We start from the raw sequence: 18,884 nt of genomic DNA, 5'->3' as shown, positions 1-18,884 counted from the left end.
CCATTATTTATATTGTAAAGCACAATTATCCTATGAAATTGCATATTCCAGTTAAATCATCTAATTTTAACTCGAATTGCTGCCCATCATCCATTCTTTTAAACTTTGCAGAATATGTATCCAACTCATTTTCTCCAAGTATAACTGTAAATTTTGCATTTATTTTATTGGCATACTTCATTTCAGCTTTAACACTTCTATTTGTATGATCACATTCACATCTCAAGCCTTCTTCTCTGAGTGTATTTGCTAACTTAAGAGATGCAAGCTTTGCATCATTTCCAATGGCACCTATGTACAAATCTATGTAAGGCTTTTCAGGTATTTCTATACCATTTTCTTTAAGAGTAAGTAATGTTCTCTCTATTCCCATACCAAAACCCATGGCTGGAAGTTCGGGTCCTCCTACTTCTTCTATAAGATAATCATACCTTCCACCTGCACATATTGTTATATCATTATTTATTATTTCAAATACAGTTTTTGTATAATAGTCAAGTCCCCTTACAATAAGAGGATTTATTTTAAACTCTATGCCAAGAGCATCTAAATATTTTTTGAGCCCTTCAAAATGTTCCCTGCAATCATCACATAGATAATCCAATATTTTAGGTGCATTTTTAACTATATCTTTCTTCCCATCTATCTTGCAATCCAGTATTCTCATAGGATTTCTATCAAACCTGGTTTTACATGTATCACACAATTCACCATATCTGTCAGATAGATATTCTTTAAGTGCATTATTATACTCTTTTCTACATTTAGCACATCCTATACTGTTTATATTCAATTCAACATCTTTAATTCCAAATTCTCTATATACTCTCATGGCAAGACTTATTATCTCTGCATCAATAGATGGGCCTGATGCACCAAAAGCCTCTACACCAAATTGATGATGTTCTCTAAGTCTCCCTTTTTGAACATTTTCATAGCGCAGTGCTGGAGTAAAATAAAATAATTTTGTAGGTTGAACTTCATTGTATAAATTACCTTGAACAAAAGCTCTTACAGCTGGCGAAGTTCCTTCTGGTTTCAAAGTAATACTTCTACCAGCCTTATCCTCAAAAGTGTACATTTCCTTTTGAACTACATCTGTAGTTTCTCCAACTCCTCTTTGAAATAATTCAGTATATTCAAACACAGGAGTTCTTATCTCTCTATGTCCATAAGACGCCGCTATTTTTCTGAATTTATTCTCTAAGTATTGCCATTTGTATGCCTCTCCAGGCAGCACATCTTTAGTACCTTTAGGCGCTTGAATAGCCATAAATATTTACTTCCTCTCTAATTAAATTTATGTAAAAAGCAACATAAACTATTATATATTGCATACAATAGTTTTTCAAATTTTATCTATTTATAAAAAAGGATTATTCTCCCTCTCATTGCCTATAGAACTTTTGCCTTGATGTCCAGGCAATACTATAATATCGTCTGATAATTTCATAAGTTTGCCCTTTATACTATCAATTAAAGTTTTGAAATTTCCTCCAAGCATATCTGTCCTTCCTATACTGCCTGCAAATAGTGTATCTCCTGTAAATAGTACATCACCTATCAAGAAACTAACTCCTCCTGGAGTGTGTCCAGGGGTATGTATAACCTTTATGTTCATATTTCCAAGAGTAAGCATATCTCCATCTTTAATAAATTTATCTATATCCTCATGTATATTTCCATACATAAAAGAACCGGACTCCATCATTTTATAATCCTCTTGATTTATATATATTGGCGCATTGTATATATTTTTTATGTCTACAGCAGCCTGTGTATGGTCAGCATGACCATGTGTCAATAATATAAATTTTATATTGTGAATATTCATATCATCTAAAGTCCTTTTAATAATATTACTATTTGCACCGGGATCAATCACAGCACATTCATTTGAGTCAGTATCTAAAACTATATAGCAGTTGGCAGCATAATCTCCTAATGACAATCTCTTTATTTCCATAATAAAACCTCCCTAATTAAAGTCCATCAAAAATTCTTTTTACTATCTAAAAGTATAGTAACCGGTCCGTCATTTTCTATTGTGACAAGCATGTCTGCTCCAAATTTTCCTGTTTCAACTTTTTTTACTGTAGATTTGCACTGCTTTACAAATTCATTATATAATTTCTCCGATTTATCTCCTGAAAGAGCTTCTACAAAACTGGGTCTTCTTCCTTTTCTACAGTCTCCATATAAAGTAAACTGAGATATTAAAAGAAGTTCGCCCCCTACATCCATAAGTGATTTATTTAATTTACCATGATCATCTTCAAATATTCTCAAATTTATTATTTTATCTTTTAAGTATTCTATATCAGAAACATTATCCTCTTTTGATATTCCCAAGAGTACATTCAAACCGGCATCAATCTGTCCTATAATATTACCATCAACCTGTACTTTTGAATTTTTAACTCTCTGAACAACTGCTCGCATATATACCACCCCTAACTATTTGTTCTGTAAACTTCTATTGTTCCACTCATTTTTCTGAGTTTCTTTATAACATCTTTAAGATCATTTATATCGGTTATTTTTAGTTTCATAGTTATAATAGCTATACCATTTTTAGAAGGCTTGGCATCTACAGCATACAGAGACGTTTTACTATTACTTACTACTTCCATAGAATCAGCTAGAAGACCAGGTCTATCCTCACTTTTAATCTGTATTTCAGTGATATATTCTTCACCCTTAGGTCTTCCCCAACTTACCTCTATCAGCTTATTTTCCTTGTTCTTTAAAAGGTGTTCTAAGTTTTTACAATCATATCTATGTATAGATACGCCTCTACCTTTAGTTATGTACCCTAAAATAGAATCTCCTGGTACGGGATTACAGCATTGGGCAAATCTAACAAGAACATTAGTCTCACCTTTCACTATTATTCCCGGAGATTTCTTCTTGTTTCTAACTTGCCTGTTACTGTTCTTGTTGAATTGATCCTGTATGACTCTCCAATCCGTTATGTTTTTCTTTACCATTGCTTCATGAATATCTGTTAATTTAGATACTATAGTGGGTAAATTAACAACACCTATACCAATTGCAGCATATAAATCCTCTATAGAATTCATATTGTATTTCTTTAATATTGCTGTAATACCATCTTCTTTAGTTATATCTCCCAAATTATAACCATGTTTTTTAGTTTCTTTTTCAAGCAATTCTTTTCCCTTTAATATATTTTCTTCCTTCCTGGCTTTTTTAAACCAGGATTTTATCTTGCTCTTGGCTTGATTGCTCTTTACTACATTAAGCCAATCAATACTAGGTCCTTTAGGAACACTTGAAACAGATATTTCTACTATTTCTCCAGTTTTCAACTTATAATCAAGAGGTACCATCTTTCCATTTACTTTGGCTCCAGCACAATTATTTCCTATGTCCGTATGTATCTTATATGCGAAATCTATTGGGGTAGCTTCATAAGGTAAATTTATAACATTACCCTGTGGGGTGAACACAAATACTTCATCTGAAAATAAATCTATCTTAAAGCCTTCCATAAATTCATCTGCGTCAGATGTCTGGGTCTGCCAATCAAGCATCTCTCTAATCCATGTTAACTTCTTATCAATCGTATCTTCGGTACTTACTCCCTCTTTGTACTTCCAATGGGCAGCTATACCATACTCAGCAGTTTTATGCATTTCAAAAGTTCTTATTTGAATTTCAAAAGGCTTTCCCTGTGGACCTATTACGGTAGAATGAAGTGATTGATACATGTTGGGTTTTGGCATTGCTATATAGTCCTTAAATCTGCCAGGGATTGGCTTATACATAGTATGAGCTATTCCAAGTGCTGCATAACAATCCTTAACTGTATCTACCAGAACCCTTACTGCAGTAAGATCAAATATCTGATCTATCGTCTTGTTCTTATTTACCATTTTTCTATATATACTATAAAAATGCTTTGGACGTCCAGCAATATCGGAATCTATTTCCGCGTCCTCAAGATTTTCCTTCAATTCATGTATTATCTGTTCTATATGTTTTTCCCTTTCGCCTCTTTTTTCTGCAATTTTTCTAACTATAAAATAGTACTCATTTGGGTTCAAGTATCTAAGAGATAGATCTTCCAATTCCCACTTAACTTTAGATATACCAAGCCTATGAGCCAAGGGAGCATATATATCAAGGGTTTCTTTGGATTTTTCTTTTTGCTTTTCCACCGGCATATACTTTAATGTTCTCATATTGTGCAGTCTATCAGCTAATTTTATAAGTATAACCCTTATATCTTTAGCCATGGCCAGAAGCATCTTTCTTACATTATCTGCCTGCTGCTCTTTTCTAGTTTTATATTCAAGCCTTCCAAGTTTAGTTACTCCTTCTACTAGATTTGCAACTTCAGCACTAAACTCTCTAGTTATGTCATCATGAGTAAAATCCGTATCTTCTACTACATCATGAAGAAGACCTGCTACTATTGTGCTGGTATCCATACCCATATCCGCCAATATACACGCAACTTCTACAGGATGCATTATATACGGATCGCCAGATTCCCTTTTTTGCTTTTTATGAGCCTTATCTGCAAACTGGTATGCCTTTTTAACCATCTCTTTGTTTATATTGGTACAATTTTTTTCAATTTTTTTCATAAGTTTTTCCAGCATATGTATACTCCCTAAAACCAATGGCTGGTTCTATAAACCAGCCATTATTTTTTACTATTATTATATTATATACTCTATTAACTTTCAATTTAAAGTTATATATTATATTGAATTAGTGAAAATACATCATAATTGTCCAATTTTTTTCTTCCCTTTAAATCAGTTAATTCTATGACAAAATTTGCTGTTACAACATTTCCTCCAAGCTGTTCTACCAATTTAATAACAGACTTTAAAGTCCCACCTGTTGCCAATAGGTCATCTACTATAGCCACTCTTGTACCAGGTGTTACAGCATCTTTATGTATTTCAAGTACATCTTTTCCATATTCTAAATCATAACTTGTCTTTAGAGTATCACATGGAAGTTTTCCAGCCTTTCTTACAGGAACAAAACCTGCATCTATTGCATATGCTACAGGTGCACCAAATAAAAATCCCCTTGCCTCAGGTCCTACTACTAGATCAATGTCCTTGTTTTTTAAATTTTCTGCAATTTTATCTACGGCATATCTGAAAGCTTGCTTGTCTTTAAGAATGGTTGTGACGTCCTTAAAGCTTATACCTTCTTTAGGGAAGCCTTCTATCACTCTTATTTTATCTTTTAAATCCACTAATACCCCTCCAACAACTCAAATAAATTACTACATCATAATATATTATCACAAACGCCTAAAAATTACTAATCCAAAATTTCATTTTTCAAGTATTTGGCTATTTGTTCTGCCCTGTCCATATTTTCAGTTATAAAAAGTTCAACTGCTATTCTGGCATTATCTATATATCTCTTATTTTTAGTAGATAATCTCATATTATTTGAAAGTTTAAATATACTATCTCTGTTTATATTTTTAATTCCATAAACTTTTAATAGCGCTCTAAATCCATGATTATTAGTATAATTCAAATGGTATAATCCCTGATTCACTATCTCCTTGTTTTCTCCAGTTACTCTGATCCCCTTTGAAAGTGTTCCAAGCAAAACCAAATCCAAATATTTGCTTACAGATTTCATTTGGTAATATACAGATATAGCCTGAGAAAGCTTAAATGCAACTCCCACTGCTGTTAAATCTTTAAAAGGATAGTTGCAGCTTCTCTGATTTGGATTTATAACAACGGCTCTAGGAAGCACTCCTTTATATTTATGATAATCCGTAACTATGACATCCATACCTAGTTTTTTACATAATTCTACCTGGGATATTGATTGACTTCCACATCCAGTAGTCAATATAAGTTTAGCTCCCAAAAATTTTATGTGATTTTTTATCAATCTAGAATTTATATTAAGCTTGTCATCCATATCATCTGAAATAAAATACTCTACATCTGCATTTAAATATTTCAATACGAGAAACAGAAGAGAAACAGCAGTCACTCCATCCAAATCACAATTTCCATATATAACAATTTTTTCTCTTTCATTTACTGCCTTAATTATTCTCTTTAGAGCTATTTCCATATTTTTTAAACGGAAAGGATCCTGCATTCCTAAAAAGTCGAAATTATAAGTAATATCTTGTCGTATCTCCATAATAAAATCCTCCAATTTATCAAAAGCACTTCTATTATAAATTAAATTGTTGTTTTTTACAAACGCAATTTAAGTAGGTTTTATACAATAAAAAATCTAGAGTTTCAATATACTCTAGATTTTTTATTCTAACATATTCAGAGGATAATTTTAATATCTAATTTTCTGTATCGGATGAAATTTTCAACTTTTTTCTTTTCTTCATACGATTTTTTATAAGCACCCAAGTTGGACTAGCTATACATATAGAAGAATAGCATCCTGATATAATACCTATCAATATAGGCTCTGAAAAATTCCTTACAGAAGGAACCAATATATAAACTGAAACCAAGGTTATAACAACTGTAAGCACTGTATTTATAGATCTGGCCATAGTTTGAGTCAAACTGGCATCAGCTATTACTCCTGATTCTTCCCGTCTCATATATTTTTGATTTTCTCTTATCCTATCAAAAACTACTATAGTATCATGGACGGAATATCCGATAACCGTAAGTGCAGCTGCTATAAAACTAGAATCAATTGAGACACGAAGTATTGCATATATCGAAAGCATTATAAGTATATTATGGATAAGCCCAATAATTGCAGCCATGCCAAAACTAAATTCAAACCTTATAGCTATATATATGAACATAGCTACAATTGCTATAACTATTGCCTTAATTGCATTAATTCTAGCTTCTTGCCCTATAGATGCACCTATACTTTCCTGATTTGTAATATTGCTCTTACTATATTTAGCTTTTATATCTTTTACAATTCCGCTTACATCGTCATTGCTTAAATTGGCACTCTTTATGGATATATGGGTTTTTTCCACTTTATTGGATTGAAAATCATTGGAATACTTTTTAATTACTTTATCCACATCCGGTTTATTAAAATTTTGGCCAAGATTTATTTCAATTACAGTTCCACCTTTAAAATCCAATCCAAACTCTAGTCCTTTAGTTGCCATTGTAAAAATACCTATTGCAATTACTATAATTGATATTGCATACCATATTTTTCTTTTTTCTACAATTCTATATATTTTATTCATGCTATTTTGATATCCCCTTTCTAAAGTCATGGACACCAAAAGTTCCAATTGTAGCTTTGTGACTGAACAATCCTATATCTGCCACCAGCTTCATCAGAGTCCTTGTGACTGTTATAGCAGTAAACATACTTAGAACTACTCCTATTATAAGAGTAAGTGCAAATCCTTTAACAGCACCTGTACCTACGCTATAAAGTACAATTCCTGAAATAATTGAAGTTATATTTGAATCAAAAATTGAACTCATTGCTCTCTTAAACCCTATATTTATAGCTGCTTTAATAGGCCGCCCGCTTTTCAGTTCCTCCTTGGTCCTTTCAAATATAAGTATATTTGCATCAACAGCCATACCTACTGTAAGCAAGAAGGCAGCTATTCCTGAAAGTGTCAAAGTTACATTTACATTTGCAAATGCTGCCAGTACTATGTATATATATAATGTCAGTGCTATATCTGCAATAAGTCCCGGCAATCTGTAATACAAAACCATAAATATCATTACAAGCCCTATGCCAATTTTACCGGCAAGTATGCTCAGAGGTAAAGCATTGGCACCAAGAGATGCTCCAATAGTTGTAACCTGTACTGGCTTTATTGAAACTGGCAGAGCTCCTGACTTTATTAAATTTGCTTGTTTCTGTGCTTCCTCAAGAGTCTGGCTTCCACTTATTATTGCCTTTCCATCGGTTATATGAGCATTTACTGTTGGATCCGTAAGCTTCTGATCATCTAAATATATTGCAATCTTCTGTCCCATAAATTTCTGTGTGGCATCTGCAAATTTTTTAGTTCCACTTGAGTTTAATTCCAGGCTTATGGTAGGTTGTTGGTCGTTGTTGGTATCTAGATATGCACTAGCATCTTTTACATCCCTACCTGTAAGTATAGTGCTATTATCTGGTCCTACAAATTTGAGCTGTCCTGTTTTTGCCACACCATCTACAACTTCTTTTGCGTCAAATTTTCCAGGTATTTCAATCCTTATTCTATTGTTTCCTTCTTTTGTTACTACAGTTTCACTTACTCCTAGTTTATTAACTCTCATAGCCAGGAGATCTACTGTTCTATTTACCGTCTTCTGATCCACATTTTTAGATTGGATTTCCTCTAATACGGAAATACCACCCTGCAGATCAAGTCCCCTGTTTATAACCTGAGTGAATGGTTTTACCTGATATCCGGCAAATCTAATTCCATACACTCCAGAATAAGCTAGAAAACCTATAATAGCAAGACATACTAATAAAATTATAGTACTTCTCACTCTCGTACTACTTTTTCTTCCAGATCTCATGTTTATGCTCCTTTTTTACTAATTTGTACTTTTTTATAGATAATACAATAAAATTATATCACTTTTATTCAATTCATAGTTTTAACTTTAAGTGCAATTGCACATTCAATTCTCTTTTTCTGCATTTTACATCCCAATGAATAAGGTTTATTCATATCTCCATTGAAATTATAGTTATTTGCCTGACAACCTCCGCTGCAGTAAAATCTAGCCCAGCAATTTGTACATTCAGGCTTATTGTATATATGTGCAGTTTTGAATTTTTGACTTATGTCCTGTCTCAAATTTTCAAAATTACTCAAATTACCCATTTTAAAATTCTCATTTCCTACAAATTGATGACACGGATATATGTCACCATCTGGAGTTATTGCCACATACTCATGCCCTGCACCGCATCCTGATATTCTCTTGTAGACACAGGGCCCCCCCTGTAAATCTATGTTAAAATGGTAGAATTTAAACGTTTTTCCATCTCTTTTTCTATGGATCATTTCCTCATATAATCTATCATATTGTTTAAATATAGTATCAAGGTCTTCTTCCCTTATAGAAAGAGGGTTATCCTCAGGAAGCACTACTGGTTCAACTGATATTTCATCAAACCCTTGATCTGCCAAAAATTTTATATCTTCGAAAAAATCTATATTTTCTCTTGTAAATGTTCCTCTAGCATAATATTGCTTGGATTTGTCACGCATTTCCACCATCTTTTTTATTTTTGGAAGTATAGAATCAAAGGATCCACTTCCATCTACTCTCACCCTGACATTATCATTTACTTTTTTTCTGCCGTCAATACTTAGTACTATATTTCCCATATTTTTATCCAGGTAATCCATGATTTTATCATTTAATAATGTAGCATTCGTAGTCATGGTAAACCTTATATTTTTGTTATGTATTTTTTCCTGAGTCTTTGCATATTCTACTATTTCTACTATAGTATCAAATGCCATAAGTGGTTCTCCACCAAATAGATCGATTTCTATATTTTTTCTAGGTCCAGACTTTTCTATAACAAAATCTATTGCTTTTTTTCCAATTTCAGCAGACATCAATTTTCTTTTACCTTTGTACTCACCTTCATCTGCAAAACAATATTTACATCGTAAATTACAATCATGTGCAATATTTAAGCAAAGTGCTTTTATAAATGATGGAGTACTGTCATTTCTTAATGCCGCATTCTTGTATATATCTTCAGAATATAGTGTTCCATTTTTAACTAATTGTTTAACTTCTGAATAGGCCTCTAAAATATCTTCTTTTCTGTATTTATCTCCAAGGCATTTACCAATTTGATCCAAAGTTTTTAATCTATCATCATCTAAAATATCATATACAAGTTCATCTATTACATGAACCGTTCCAGAGTTGACATCTATTACATAATAATCATCACCCTGAATAAATTTATGAATATTGTTCAAATCTTCTTCCTCCTACTATTTTTTGTATTTTCATGTGAGTATAAACTTAAGGCAGTAACTCTATGTTACTGCCTTAAGTTTATACTAATTTTCACAAGCTAAGTTAGCAACTGTACATGAAGTCTTACATGCTGACTGACAAGAATTAGCACATTCTTTACAACCTGGTTTTTTTAAACTATCTTTTATGTTAGAATTGTTTATAGTTCTTATATGCTTCATTTAATTTCCCCCATTCTTAAAGGTTTCTGTTTGATTATAACATAAATTATTCTTAAAATAAAGTTTGTAAACTTAGATACAACCTATATTTACAAAGAATTAACCAACTAAAGATTAACCCCAATTATGCCTGACATTCCACCTACAAGAAGTGCAAGTATCAATCTTTTAATACCTTCAGAACCAATTACAGAAGAATTTCCTGAAATTATAGAGACTATGTATAGTATGATTATATACAAAATCGCAACTATAATTCCTACAAGCCAACCTTTTCTCTTTATTTTTCTTGAAGCATATATTGCACCATACATTATGCTCAGGATAGTTGTTACAACATAAAAAATAGAATTCACAAATTCATTTACTTCAACAAATGTCATTACTACAGCAAACATCAAAAGCATCAACACTGTAATTATAAAACTTCTAAGTACACCTTCGGCAGCAGGAATATAATTATATTTTTCCAAATTAAAACACCCCCCATCTAATAGTATTTATGTAGATGAAAGATGCTTTATTACTTATAATTTATTTATCTTCGCTTTTAGACACTTCTGAAGTGCTTCTACTTGACAAAACATTCAATATACCACTTTTACTGAGCTTTATTTTTACTCTGTCCGGTCCTGTCTGAAGTGTAATTTCTTTATCCTGTATGTTGGTAACTTTTCCTATTATTCCTCCCTTTGTTATAATTTCATCGTTTACCTTAAGTTCACCAAGCATGCTGCTATATTTTTTTCTTCTCTTGCTTTCAGGAAGAAACATAAATAGATAACACACTATAATGACAATAAGGAATGGTGCAAATGTTCCTAAATTCTTCATATTTATACCTCCTTGTTATTTTTTACTTTCATTCCATTGTTGGATTTTTTGTTCTTTATATTTTGGAAAGTAATTTCCATCAATAGCATCTCTTATTTCACTCATCAAATTATTATAAAAATATAAATTATGCATGACACAAAGTCTCATAGCTAGCATTTCCTTTGCTTTAAATAAATGTCTTATATAAGCTCTGCTGTAATTTTTGCAAACCGGGCAACTGCAATTATAGTCAATTGGACTATCATCCAATTCATACTTTGCATTTAAGAGATTCAATTGTCCATGGTCTGTAAACACATGAGAATGCCTCCCATTTCTTGCAGGAAGTACACAATCAAAAAAATCTACCCCTCTTTCTACTGCTTCAAGTATATTTGTAGGAGTTCCAACTCCCATTAAATATATAGGCTTATCTTGAGGTAAATGTGGTACAACTTTTTCTATTATCCTATACATTTCTTCACTAGTTTCACCAACAGCCAACCCTCCAATGGCATAACCATCCAGGTTCAAGTCACTGATCGCCTTGGCATGTTCTATTCTTATATCATCATATGTACCGCCTTGATTTATTCCAAATAGCATCTGTTTTCTATTTATAGTATCAGGCATTGAATTCAATCTATTCATTTCTGCTTTACATCTTTCAAGCCATCTTGTAGTTCTCTCTACAGATTTTTGGACATATTCTCTAGGTGAAGGATTTTCAATGCATTCATCAAATGCCATAGCTATAGTTGATGCAAGATTGCTTTGAATTCTCATACTCTCTTCAGGTCCCATAAATATTTTTCTTCCATCAATATGAGAACTAAAATAGACTCCTTCTTCCTTTATTTTTCTTATCTTTGCCAGGGAAAACACCTGAAATCCACCTGAATCCGTTAAAATAGGTCTATCCCAATTCATAAATTTATGAAGACCTCCAAGTTTTCTAATAACCTCGTCTCCTGGTCTTAAACTTAAATGATATGTATTTGACAATTCCACCTGGCATCCAATATTTCTCAAGTCAACACTTGAAACAGCACCTTTTATAGCTGCCAATGTGCCTACATTCATAAATACAGGTGTTTGAACTACTCCGTGTACTGTTGTCAACTGTCCACGTCTTGCATTTCCTTGTTTTTTAAGAAGCTTATACATTGATTATTCCCCCTATTTTATGAACATGGCATCTCCAAAGCTAAAAAACCTGTATTCCTCATCTACTGCAATTTTGTAAGCATTCAGTATATTTTCTCTTCCACAAAGTGCACTTACAAGCATTATTAATGTTGATTCAGGCAGGTGAAAATTGGTTATAAGATTATCCACCACTTTGTATTTGTAACCAGGGTAAATAAATATATCTGTCCATCCCGATTGTTCTCTTACTCTTCCATCTTCGTCTCCTATAGTCTCTAGAGTCCTACAGGATGTTGTACCTACCGCTACTATTTTATGTCCTGTCTCTTTAGCTTTATTTATCTTATCTGAAGTATCTTTAGTCATACGGTAGTATTCAGAATGCATGTCATGATCTTCAATATTCTCAACTTTAACCGGCCTAAATGTACCAAGACCTACATGCAATGTCAAAAATGCAATCTCTACTCCCTTTTCAGCTATTTTGCTCAAAAGTTCTTTTGTAAAATGAAGTCCTGCTGTAGGAGCTGCCGCAGATCCTTCTTCCTTTGAATATACTGTCTGATACATTTCCTTATCTTCCAGTTTTTCCTTTATGTATGGTGGAAGAGGCATTTGTCCAAGTCTGTCCAGTACTTCCTCAAATATACCGGCATATTCAAATTTTACCATCCTGTTTCCATCTTCCTTTTCTTCGAGTATTTCAGCCTTCAATTCGCCATTTCCAAAGTTAAACCGACTTCCTACTCTAGCTCTTTTACCAGGTTTAACTAAAGTTTCCCATGTATCATCCTCTGTTCTCTTAAGTAACAGGATTTCCATCTTACCCCCTGTTCCCTCTTTGCTGCCTATTAACCTTGCAGGAAGTACTCTTGTATCATTTAAGACAAGACAATCTCCTTGATTCAAATAATCTATTATATCCCTAAATACCTTATGTTCAACATTGCCGCTATTTTTATCAAGTACCATAAGTCTTGCCTCATCCCTCTGTTTTAAAGGATGCTGTGCAATAAGTTCCTTTGGTAGATAAAAATCAAAATCTGTTATTCGCAATTTATTCACTCCATTTCGTACGATTCAAATTACACAATTACAACTCTATTTATCAAATAAAGTTGATTGTCTTGATTTTTTGTCTGATCTGGTTCTATTAAAATGTCTATATGCACTATCTGATGCCATTCTTCCTCTTGGAGTTCTTATTATAAAACCTTTTTGGATTAAATAGGGCTCATATACATCTTGTATTGTATCCAGTTCCTCTCCTATAAAATAAGCCAGGGTTTCCAATCCAACAGGACCTCCATTAAAATTATCAATTATAGCCTTAAGTATTTTATTGTCTATACTATCAAATCCTTCATTGTCAACTTCAAGGAGTTTAAGTGCAGCTTTGCTGCTTTCCATATCTATGATTCCATTACCCTTAACTTCCGAATAATCCCTTACTCTTTTTAATATTCTATTGGCAATTCTTGGAGTGCCGCGCGATCTTCTTCCTATCTCTTTTGCAGCCTGAGCATCAATTTTTATATTGAGTATATCTGCAGATCTCAATATAATTTCACTGAGTTCGTCTTCACTGTAGAATTCCATAGGACATAACATTCCGAACCTATCCCTAAGCGGTGCTGTTAAAAGTCCAATTCTCGTAGTTGCACCTATGAGTGTAAAGTTCGGCAAATCCAGTCTTATGGATTTTGCTGAAGCACCTTTACCTATTACTATGTCAAGTGCATAATCCTCCATGGCTGGATACAATATTTCTTCTACACTTCTATTCAACCTGTGTATTTCATCTATAAAAAGTACATCCATATTATTTAAATTTGTAAGTATTGCAGCCAAATCACCTGCTTTTTCTATAGCAGGTCCTGATGTAACCTTCAAATTTCCACCCATTTCACGGGCTATTATATTTGCAAGAGTAGTTTTTCCAAGACCTGGCGGACCATAAAACAGCACATGATCCAATGCTTCATTTCTATTTTTCGCAGCTTGTATAAATATCTTAAGCTTGTTTTTTACATTTTCCTGTCCTATATATTCATTGAGTTTTTTAGGTCTTAAACTATACTCGTTTTCTCCTTCCCCGTCTAAAACAGAAGGAGTTACAATTCTATCTTCCATATTTACTCACCTAACCTAACCCATTAAAAATTTAAGTGCATCTTTAATAATAACTTCAACAGAATCACCAATTTTTATTGAATCCAATGCCTTTGATGCTTCTTTTTGAGAATACCCAAGAGAAATGAGCGCCTCTAGTGCTTCAGATAAGTTTTCATTATTTGCATTCAACTCATCTTCATTACCATTAAGTTGATCTATTTCCTTGCAGTCTATTTTATCCTTTAGCTCCAATATAACTCTTTGGGCAGTTTTTTTACCTATGCCGGGAGCTCTGATTATTGTATTTTCATCTTTAGTTATTATAGCATATTTTAAGTTGTTTACATTAGTTATAGACAACAGTGACAATGCAGCTTTCGCTCCTATACCATTTACTCCAAGCAACAAATTGAACATAAACAGTTCTTCTCTAGTTAAAAATCCATATAATCCAATAAAATCTTCTCTTACTATTTGAGTTACATAGACCAATATGTGATCTCCAATTTTAGGAATATTAGCAATGGTACTTCCAGATGTATTTATTCTATATCCAATATCGTTGTTTTCCACTATTATGTAGTCTTTATTCATACCTGCATAAATTCCTTTTATATACTCATACACTGAAACTTCCTCCAAAAATAATAATACTTTCCAAAAATTAAAGAAATAATTGTAACACATAATACTTTATCATTTTAAAAACGTTTATTCAAGTAATTAAATACAACTAACGTCAAAAAGCCTCAAAGGCTATTATTCATAGTCTTCAAGGCGTGCTTCAGCATCATTCAGGGTGTCACATTGAAAATATTTATCTCCTTTGGTCAGCATTTCTATATCCTTGGGTTTCAATCTATTTATTTTTATATCCGTTATATCCCTTGATGAATCTTCTATAAACATGCTGCCATCCGCATCTGTTTTATATATTGCTACTGCTCCATCTTTTATGCCAACTACATATTTATTTGGTTCATACTTATCCACTTCTTTAATCATAACTGCTTCAAGTGGATTAAAGCTATACATCTTATAGCCCCTGCCTTTATAAATATTTTCTATCTGACTTTTAGTTTTTCCCGCCAGATTACCTGCTGATTTTTCTTCTTGAATTTGAACTGCCCCACTTTTAGCATATTTTATTTTCAATATTATATTTCCATTTTTAGACATTATATTGTCTACATTTGAATTTGTCTTTACAAAATTATAATTTTTTGTACTATCATAATCCTGTATTTTATTTACACATATATAATAACTTATACCAAATACTAAAATGGTTAAAACAACTAATGATGCTGTACGAAATTTTCTTATATCCATAATATCCCTCCTTACTGATTATTATGGACATGATGTGCTAATATTATACATATATTATTTACTTTTACATTAAAATCAGCAATTTCTTATATTTTTAAATTATTACTAAATTTTAATAATGATATTTGCAGATATGTTATACTAATATAAGATTAAATATATAAATACAGAAGGAGTTGAAATTAGTTCTTAGCTTAATTAGTTACGCTATATATGAACTTTGTAATTATGAAATCAAAAAAATTTATATTCGTAGCTATTGTTTTTATTTTGGCCATATATGGAGTATTTTGTCTGAGGAATATTCCTTATATAAGCAGACATTTTAGAAACAATACAAATATAGTAAAAGTAACAATACCCGAAGGATACACAACTGAACAAATAGGCCAAGCGCTAGAAAAATCAGGATTGGTTACAAAATATGACTTTATGGATGCAGTTGAAAATTGGGAAAGTGATAAAGATACTAATTATTGGTTTTTAAAAAGTATTCCAAATAACAAACATAAATTGGATGGTTTCTTGTATCCTGCTACATATTCCTTTAATAAGAAGATGTCCAGCAGGGAAATTGTAGTTGAAATGCTCAATGCATTTGCAATCCACATACAGCCTTATAAAGAGTATATAACTAAAAACAATCTCAATACAAAAGATGTTGTAATAATAGCCTCTTTAATAGAGAAAGAAGCAAAAAAAGATGTAGACAGGCCCAAAATATCAAGTGTTATTTATAATAGATTAAACAAAAACATGCCTCTTCAGATAGATGCAACTATTTTATATATAATTGGACATAAGGATAAATTATATAACAAAGATTTAAAAGTAAAATCTCCATATAATACCTATTTGAACACTGGATTACCACCATCAGCGATATGTAATCCAGGCACTAAGTCAATATCTGCAGCTGTTCATCCTGCAAATACAAAATATCTTTATTATGTGTTGGATAATAGAACAAATGAACATATATTTTCTGAAACATATTCAAATCATCTTAAAAACATATCAACATATAATAATAAGTAAGTAAAGAGAATATAGATAATTTATGCAAAAACCAAATCTATCTATATTCCCACCCATTCCCCCCTAAGTAAAATAAAAACCAGTCCACACAATGCATTATGTGGACTGGTTTTTAATGTTTTAATCATCAAATTCATCAGGGAAATCCGCATTGTGATAGACATTTTGAACATCATCATCATCTTCAAGTTTATCTATAAGTTTTTGAACCTTCTCAGCAGTTTCCATATCAACAGCTGTCAGAGTATCTGGTATCATAATAATATCAGCTGATATAAATTTAAATCCCTGTGATTCAAGTGAATCTCTCACATCTCCAAAATCTTCTATGGTAGTAGTTATTTCAAATACTTCATCCTGAGCCTCAAAATCTTCTGCACCCACATCCAAAGCTTTCATCATCATGTCATCTTCGTCCATATCATCTGTTTTTTCTATTATTATCTGACCTTTAGTATGAAACATATAGCCTACACATCCGTTAGCTCCTAAGTTGCCACCACTTCTTGTAAATGCAGTTCTAACATTTCCTGCAGTTCTATTTTTATTATCAGTAAGAGCTTTAACTATTATGGCTACACCACTTGGTCCATAACCTTCATATGTAACTTCTTCATAATTTAGTCCTTCCATTTCGCCAGAACCTTTTTTTATTGCTCTATTTATTGTATCTTGAGGCATATTGTTGGATTTTGCCTTTGCAATAACATCCCTAAGTTTTGAATTTGTATCCGGATTTGAACCATCTTTTGCTGCAATTGCAATTTCTTTACCTATTTTGGTAAATATCTTTCCCCTTTGGGCATCTATTTTACCTTTTTTAGCTTGTATATTATGCCATTTTGAATGTCCTGACATATTTATTCCCTCCCAAATACCATTTATATAAAATCTTAAATATTATATCATATAAACGTTTATTCACACAAATCTTCTTCCCTATACAATCTATTTTCCATTTTAAAATAGTCTTCTTCATCTCCAACTATCACCTGACATTTTCCCCTAGTTATATCTATAGTCTTATTTATGACTTTATCATTACATTCCAATGGACAGTACATTAAAATTTTAACTTTATCTGAATAATCTATATTTTCTATATGCCACAATTCCTTTTCAAAACCATGCTTAATCTTGTCCAAGTCTTCATAGTTTACTATTATATCAAGCTCTACACCTTTAATTTTTTCTATTATACCGCTATCTTCTATAGCCTTGGACGCAGATTTGGAATAAGCTCTTAGAAGACCTCCTTTTCCTAATAGAATTCCTCCAAAATATCTTGTAACTACTACTATAACATCTGTTATTTTATTTTTTTTGATTATTCCAAGGATAGGTAATCCTGCTGTACCTTGCGGTTCACCATCATCACTATATCTTTGTATATTCATATTCTCTCCTATAGCATAGGCATATACATTATGCCTAGCTTCTTTTTCACCGCCTTTTATTTTATTTATAAATTTTTTGGCTTCATCTTCAGAATAAATTCTCTTTACACGACCTATAAATATGGATTTTTTTTCTTCAAATTCATATCGAGACTCATCCTTCACTGTAAAATAACCCAAACTTTTCACCTCTTTTAAATATTTTGTTTAATAATATTTAAATATTGTTCTGAGCATATCTTCAAATATTCCTTATCTGTATTATTTTTTATACATTCTATTTTTTTCACTGCTTTTTCACTTTTTATTTTAATCAAAGCCTTTATAGCATACATTATAACTTGGGGGTTTGTATCATCTAACGCTCTTATAAGTGCATTTTCTCCTAACTTATTTCCTAATTTGTCACCTAATTTTCCAATAGCAGAAACTGCCATTCTTCTAACATTTACGTGTTTATGGACTACTCCCTTTACTAGAACATCAAAGACCTCCATATCCCCTATTTCTCCTAGTATCCAAAGTGCAGTTTCTTTATCTTTGGTTCGCATGTTTATATAATTCAACTTTATAAATTCAACTAATTTTTTTTCATTAAACTTGTCTAAATTTTTAAGTACATTTATTTTATCAAATTTTCCAGATGTACATATTTCATAAAACAGTTGTTTTTCGCTGCCACTTTTAGCCAAAATCCCATATTTTATTTTACCACTTATTATATGCTTTTCAATTGTCTTTCTATCTAAATTTCTTATTTTACTTATAGAATCTATGCTTTTGCCTTCCAGAGACAAAAAATAACTTATCTCTTCAGTAGTATAAGAATCTATATCATTCCAATCTACTTTCAACATTCCATTTAATCCCAT

21 protein-coding genes are annotated in these 18,884 nt (G+C 31.9%); 1 reads left to right on the top strand and 20 read right to left on the bottom strand.

Annotated features, from left to right (window positions below):
* Nucleotides 1-25: 25 nt before the first annotated feature.
* From hisS to J418_RS0108425, 17 genes are all read right to left on the bottom strand, one after another.
* A complete protein-coding gene (hisS, locus tag J418_RS0108505) occupies nucleotides 26-1,273 on the bottom strand; it encodes a histidine--tRNA ligase (RefSeq protein WP_017752797.1) in 1,248 nt (415 codons plus the stop codon).
* A gap of 90 nt (nucleotides 1,274-1,363) precedes the next feature.
* Nucleotides 1,364-1,966 carry an MBL fold metallo-hydrolase gene (locus J418_RS0108500; protein WP_017895367.1) on the bottom strand — a complete coding sequence of 201 codons (603 nt, stop codon included), beginning with the start codon at nucleotides 1,964-1,966 and terminating at the stop codon, nucleotides 1,364-1,366.
* A 26-nt stretch (nucleotides 1,967-1,992) separates the two neighbouring features.
* Nucleotides 1,993-2,442: a D-aminoacyl-tRNA deacylase gene (dtd, locus tag J418_RS0108495; protein WP_017752799.1), complete on the bottom strand. Its 450-nt coding sequence runs from the start codon at nucleotides 2,440-2,442 to the stop codon at nucleotides 1,993-1,995.
* Nucleotides 2,443-2,453: 11 nt separating this feature from the next.
* Nucleotides 2,454-4,631, bottom strand: coding sequence for a RelA/SpoT family protein (locus tag J418_RS0108490; RefSeq protein WP_017895366.1), 2,178 nt, complete (start codon nucleotides 4,629-4,631; stop codon nucleotides 2,454-2,456).
* Nucleotides 4,632-4,726: 95 nt separating this feature from the next.
* Nucleotides 4,727-5,245, bottom strand: coding sequence for an adenine phosphoribosyltransferase (locus J418_RS0108485; RefSeq protein WP_017895365.1), 519 nt, complete (start codon nucleotides 5,243-5,245; stop codon nucleotides 4,727-4,729).
* A gap of 68 nt (nucleotides 5,246-5,313) precedes the next feature.
* Nucleotides 5,314-6,168 (bottom strand): DHH family phosphoesterase, encoded by an 855-nt coding sequence (locus J418_RS0108480; RefSeq protein WP_017895364.1) that lies wholly within the window; start codon nucleotides 6,166-6,168, stop codon nucleotides 5,314-5,316.
* A 157-nt stretch (nucleotides 6,169-6,325) separates the two neighbouring features.
* Nucleotides 6,326-7,216 (bottom strand): protein translocase subunit SecF, encoded by an 891-nt coding sequence (gene secF / locus J418_RS0108475; protein ID WP_017895363.1) that lies wholly within the window; start codon nucleotides 7,214-7,216, stop codon nucleotides 6,326-6,328.
* A gap of 1 nt (nucleotide 7,217) precedes the next feature.
* A complete protein-coding gene (gene secD, locus J418_RS0108470) occupies nucleotides 7,218-8,510 on the bottom strand; it encodes a protein translocase subunit SecD (protein ID WP_017895362.1) in 1,293 nt (430 codons plus the stop codon).
* 68 nt (nucleotides 8,511-8,578) lie between these two features.
* Nucleotides 8,579-9,943, bottom strand: coding sequence for a thioether cross-link-forming SCIFF peptide maturase (gene scfB / locus J418_RS0108465; protein ID WP_017752805.1), 1,365 nt, complete (start codon nucleotides 9,941-9,943; stop codon nucleotides 8,579-8,581).
* An 84-nt stretch (nucleotides 9,944-10,027) separates the two neighbouring features.
* Nucleotides 10,028-10,165: a six-cysteine ranthipeptide SCIFF gene (gene scfA / locus J418_RS15570; protein WP_017752806.1), complete on the bottom strand. Its 138-nt coding sequence runs from the start codon at nucleotides 10,163-10,165 to the stop codon at nucleotides 10,028-10,030.
* 107 nt (nucleotides 10,166-10,272) lie between these two features.
* Nucleotides 10,273-10,638 carry a TIGR04086 family membrane protein gene (locus tag J418_RS0108455; protein WP_017752807.1) on the bottom strand — a complete coding sequence of 122 codons (366 nt, stop codon included), beginning with the start codon at nucleotides 10,636-10,638 and terminating at the stop codon, nucleotides 10,273-10,275.
* Between the two features lie 61 nt (nucleotides 10,639-10,699).
* Nucleotides 10,700-10,999, bottom strand: a complete 300-nt coding sequence (gene yajC / locus J418_RS0108450; RefSeq protein WP_017752808.1) for a preprotein translocase subunit YajC — start codon at nucleotides 10,997-10,999, stop codon at nucleotides 10,700-10,702.
* A gap of 15 nt (nucleotides 11,000-11,014) precedes the next feature.
* A complete protein-coding gene (gene tgt, locus J418_RS0108445) occupies nucleotides 11,015-12,148 on the bottom strand; it encodes a tRNA guanosine(34) transglycosylase Tgt (RefSeq protein ID WP_017895361.1) in 1,134 nt (377 codons plus the stop codon).
* A 12-nt stretch (nucleotides 12,149-12,160) separates the two neighbouring features.
* Complete coding sequence (queA, locus tag J418_RS0108440; RefSeq protein ID WP_017752810.1) at nucleotides 12,161-13,186, bottom strand: tRNA preQ1(34) S-adenosylmethionine ribosyltransferase-isomerase QueA; 1,026 nt, start codon at nucleotides 13,184-13,186, stop codon at nucleotides 12,161-12,163.
* A 45-nt stretch (nucleotides 13,187-13,231) separates the two neighbouring features.
* The gene (gene ruvB, locus J418_RS0108435; protein WP_017752811.1) at nucleotides 13,232-14,263 is read right to left on the bottom strand and encodes a Holliday junction branch migration DNA helicase RuvB; all 1,032 of its coding nucleotides are present in this window, start codon (nucleotides 14,261-14,263) and stop codon (nucleotides 13,232-13,234) included.
* 15 nt (nucleotides 14,264-14,278) lie between these two features.
* Nucleotides 14,279-14,872 carry a Holliday junction branch migration protein RuvA gene (gene ruvA, locus J418_RS0108430; RefSeq protein ID WP_017752812.1) on the bottom strand — a complete coding sequence of 198 codons (594 nt, stop codon included), beginning with the start codon at nucleotides 14,870-14,872 and terminating at the stop codon, nucleotides 14,279-14,281.
* A 132-nt stretch (nucleotides 14,873-15,004) separates the two neighbouring features.
* Entirely contained in the window at nucleotides 15,005-15,577 is a 573-nt protein-coding gene (locus J418_RS0108425; RefSeq protein ID WP_017752813.1) for a hypothetical protein, read from the bottom strand.
* A gap of 228 nt (nucleotides 15,578-15,805) precedes the next feature.
* On the opposite strand from J418_RS0108425, the gene mltG reads away from it, so the two are divergent.
* Complete coding sequence (gene mltG / locus J418_RS0108420) at nucleotides 15,806-16,615, top strand: endolytic transglycosylase MltG (protein ID WP_017895360.1); 810 nt, start codon at nucleotides 15,806-15,808, stop codon at nucleotides 16,613-16,615.
* A gap of 120 nt (nucleotides 16,616-16,735) precedes the next feature.
* Here mltG and J418_RS0108415 read toward each other — a convergent pair whose 3' ends face one another.
* The 3 genes from J418_RS0108415 to J418_RS0108405 are packed head-to-tail and all read right to left on the bottom strand — an operon-like array spanning nucleotide 16,736 to nucleotide 18,884.
* Nucleotides 16,736-17,473, bottom strand: coding sequence for a YebC/PmpR family DNA-binding transcriptional regulator (locus J418_RS0108415; RefSeq protein WP_017752834.1), 738 nt, complete (start codon nucleotides 17,471-17,473; stop codon nucleotides 16,736-16,738).
* Nucleotides 17,474-17,532: 59 nt separating this feature from the next.
* Entirely contained in the window at nucleotides 17,533-18,192 is a 660-nt protein-coding gene (locus J418_RS0108410) for a YigZ family protein (protein ID WP_017752835.1), read from the bottom strand.
* A 14-nt stretch (nucleotides 18,193-18,206) separates the two neighbouring features.
* Entirely contained in the window at nucleotides 18,207-18,884 is a 678-nt protein-coding gene (locus J418_RS0108405) for a HEAT repeat domain-containing protein (RefSeq protein WP_017895359.1), read from the bottom strand.

This window comes from Clostridium tyrobutyricum DSM 2637 = ATCC 25755 = JCM 11008 (genome assembly GCF_000359585.1).
In the GTDB taxonomy this organism is placed as follows: domain Bacteria; phylum Bacillota; class Clostridia; order Clostridiales; family Clostridiaceae; genus Clostridium_B; species Clostridium_B tyrobutyricum.
This window is presented reverse-complemented; position numbering and strand designations above follow the sequence as displayed.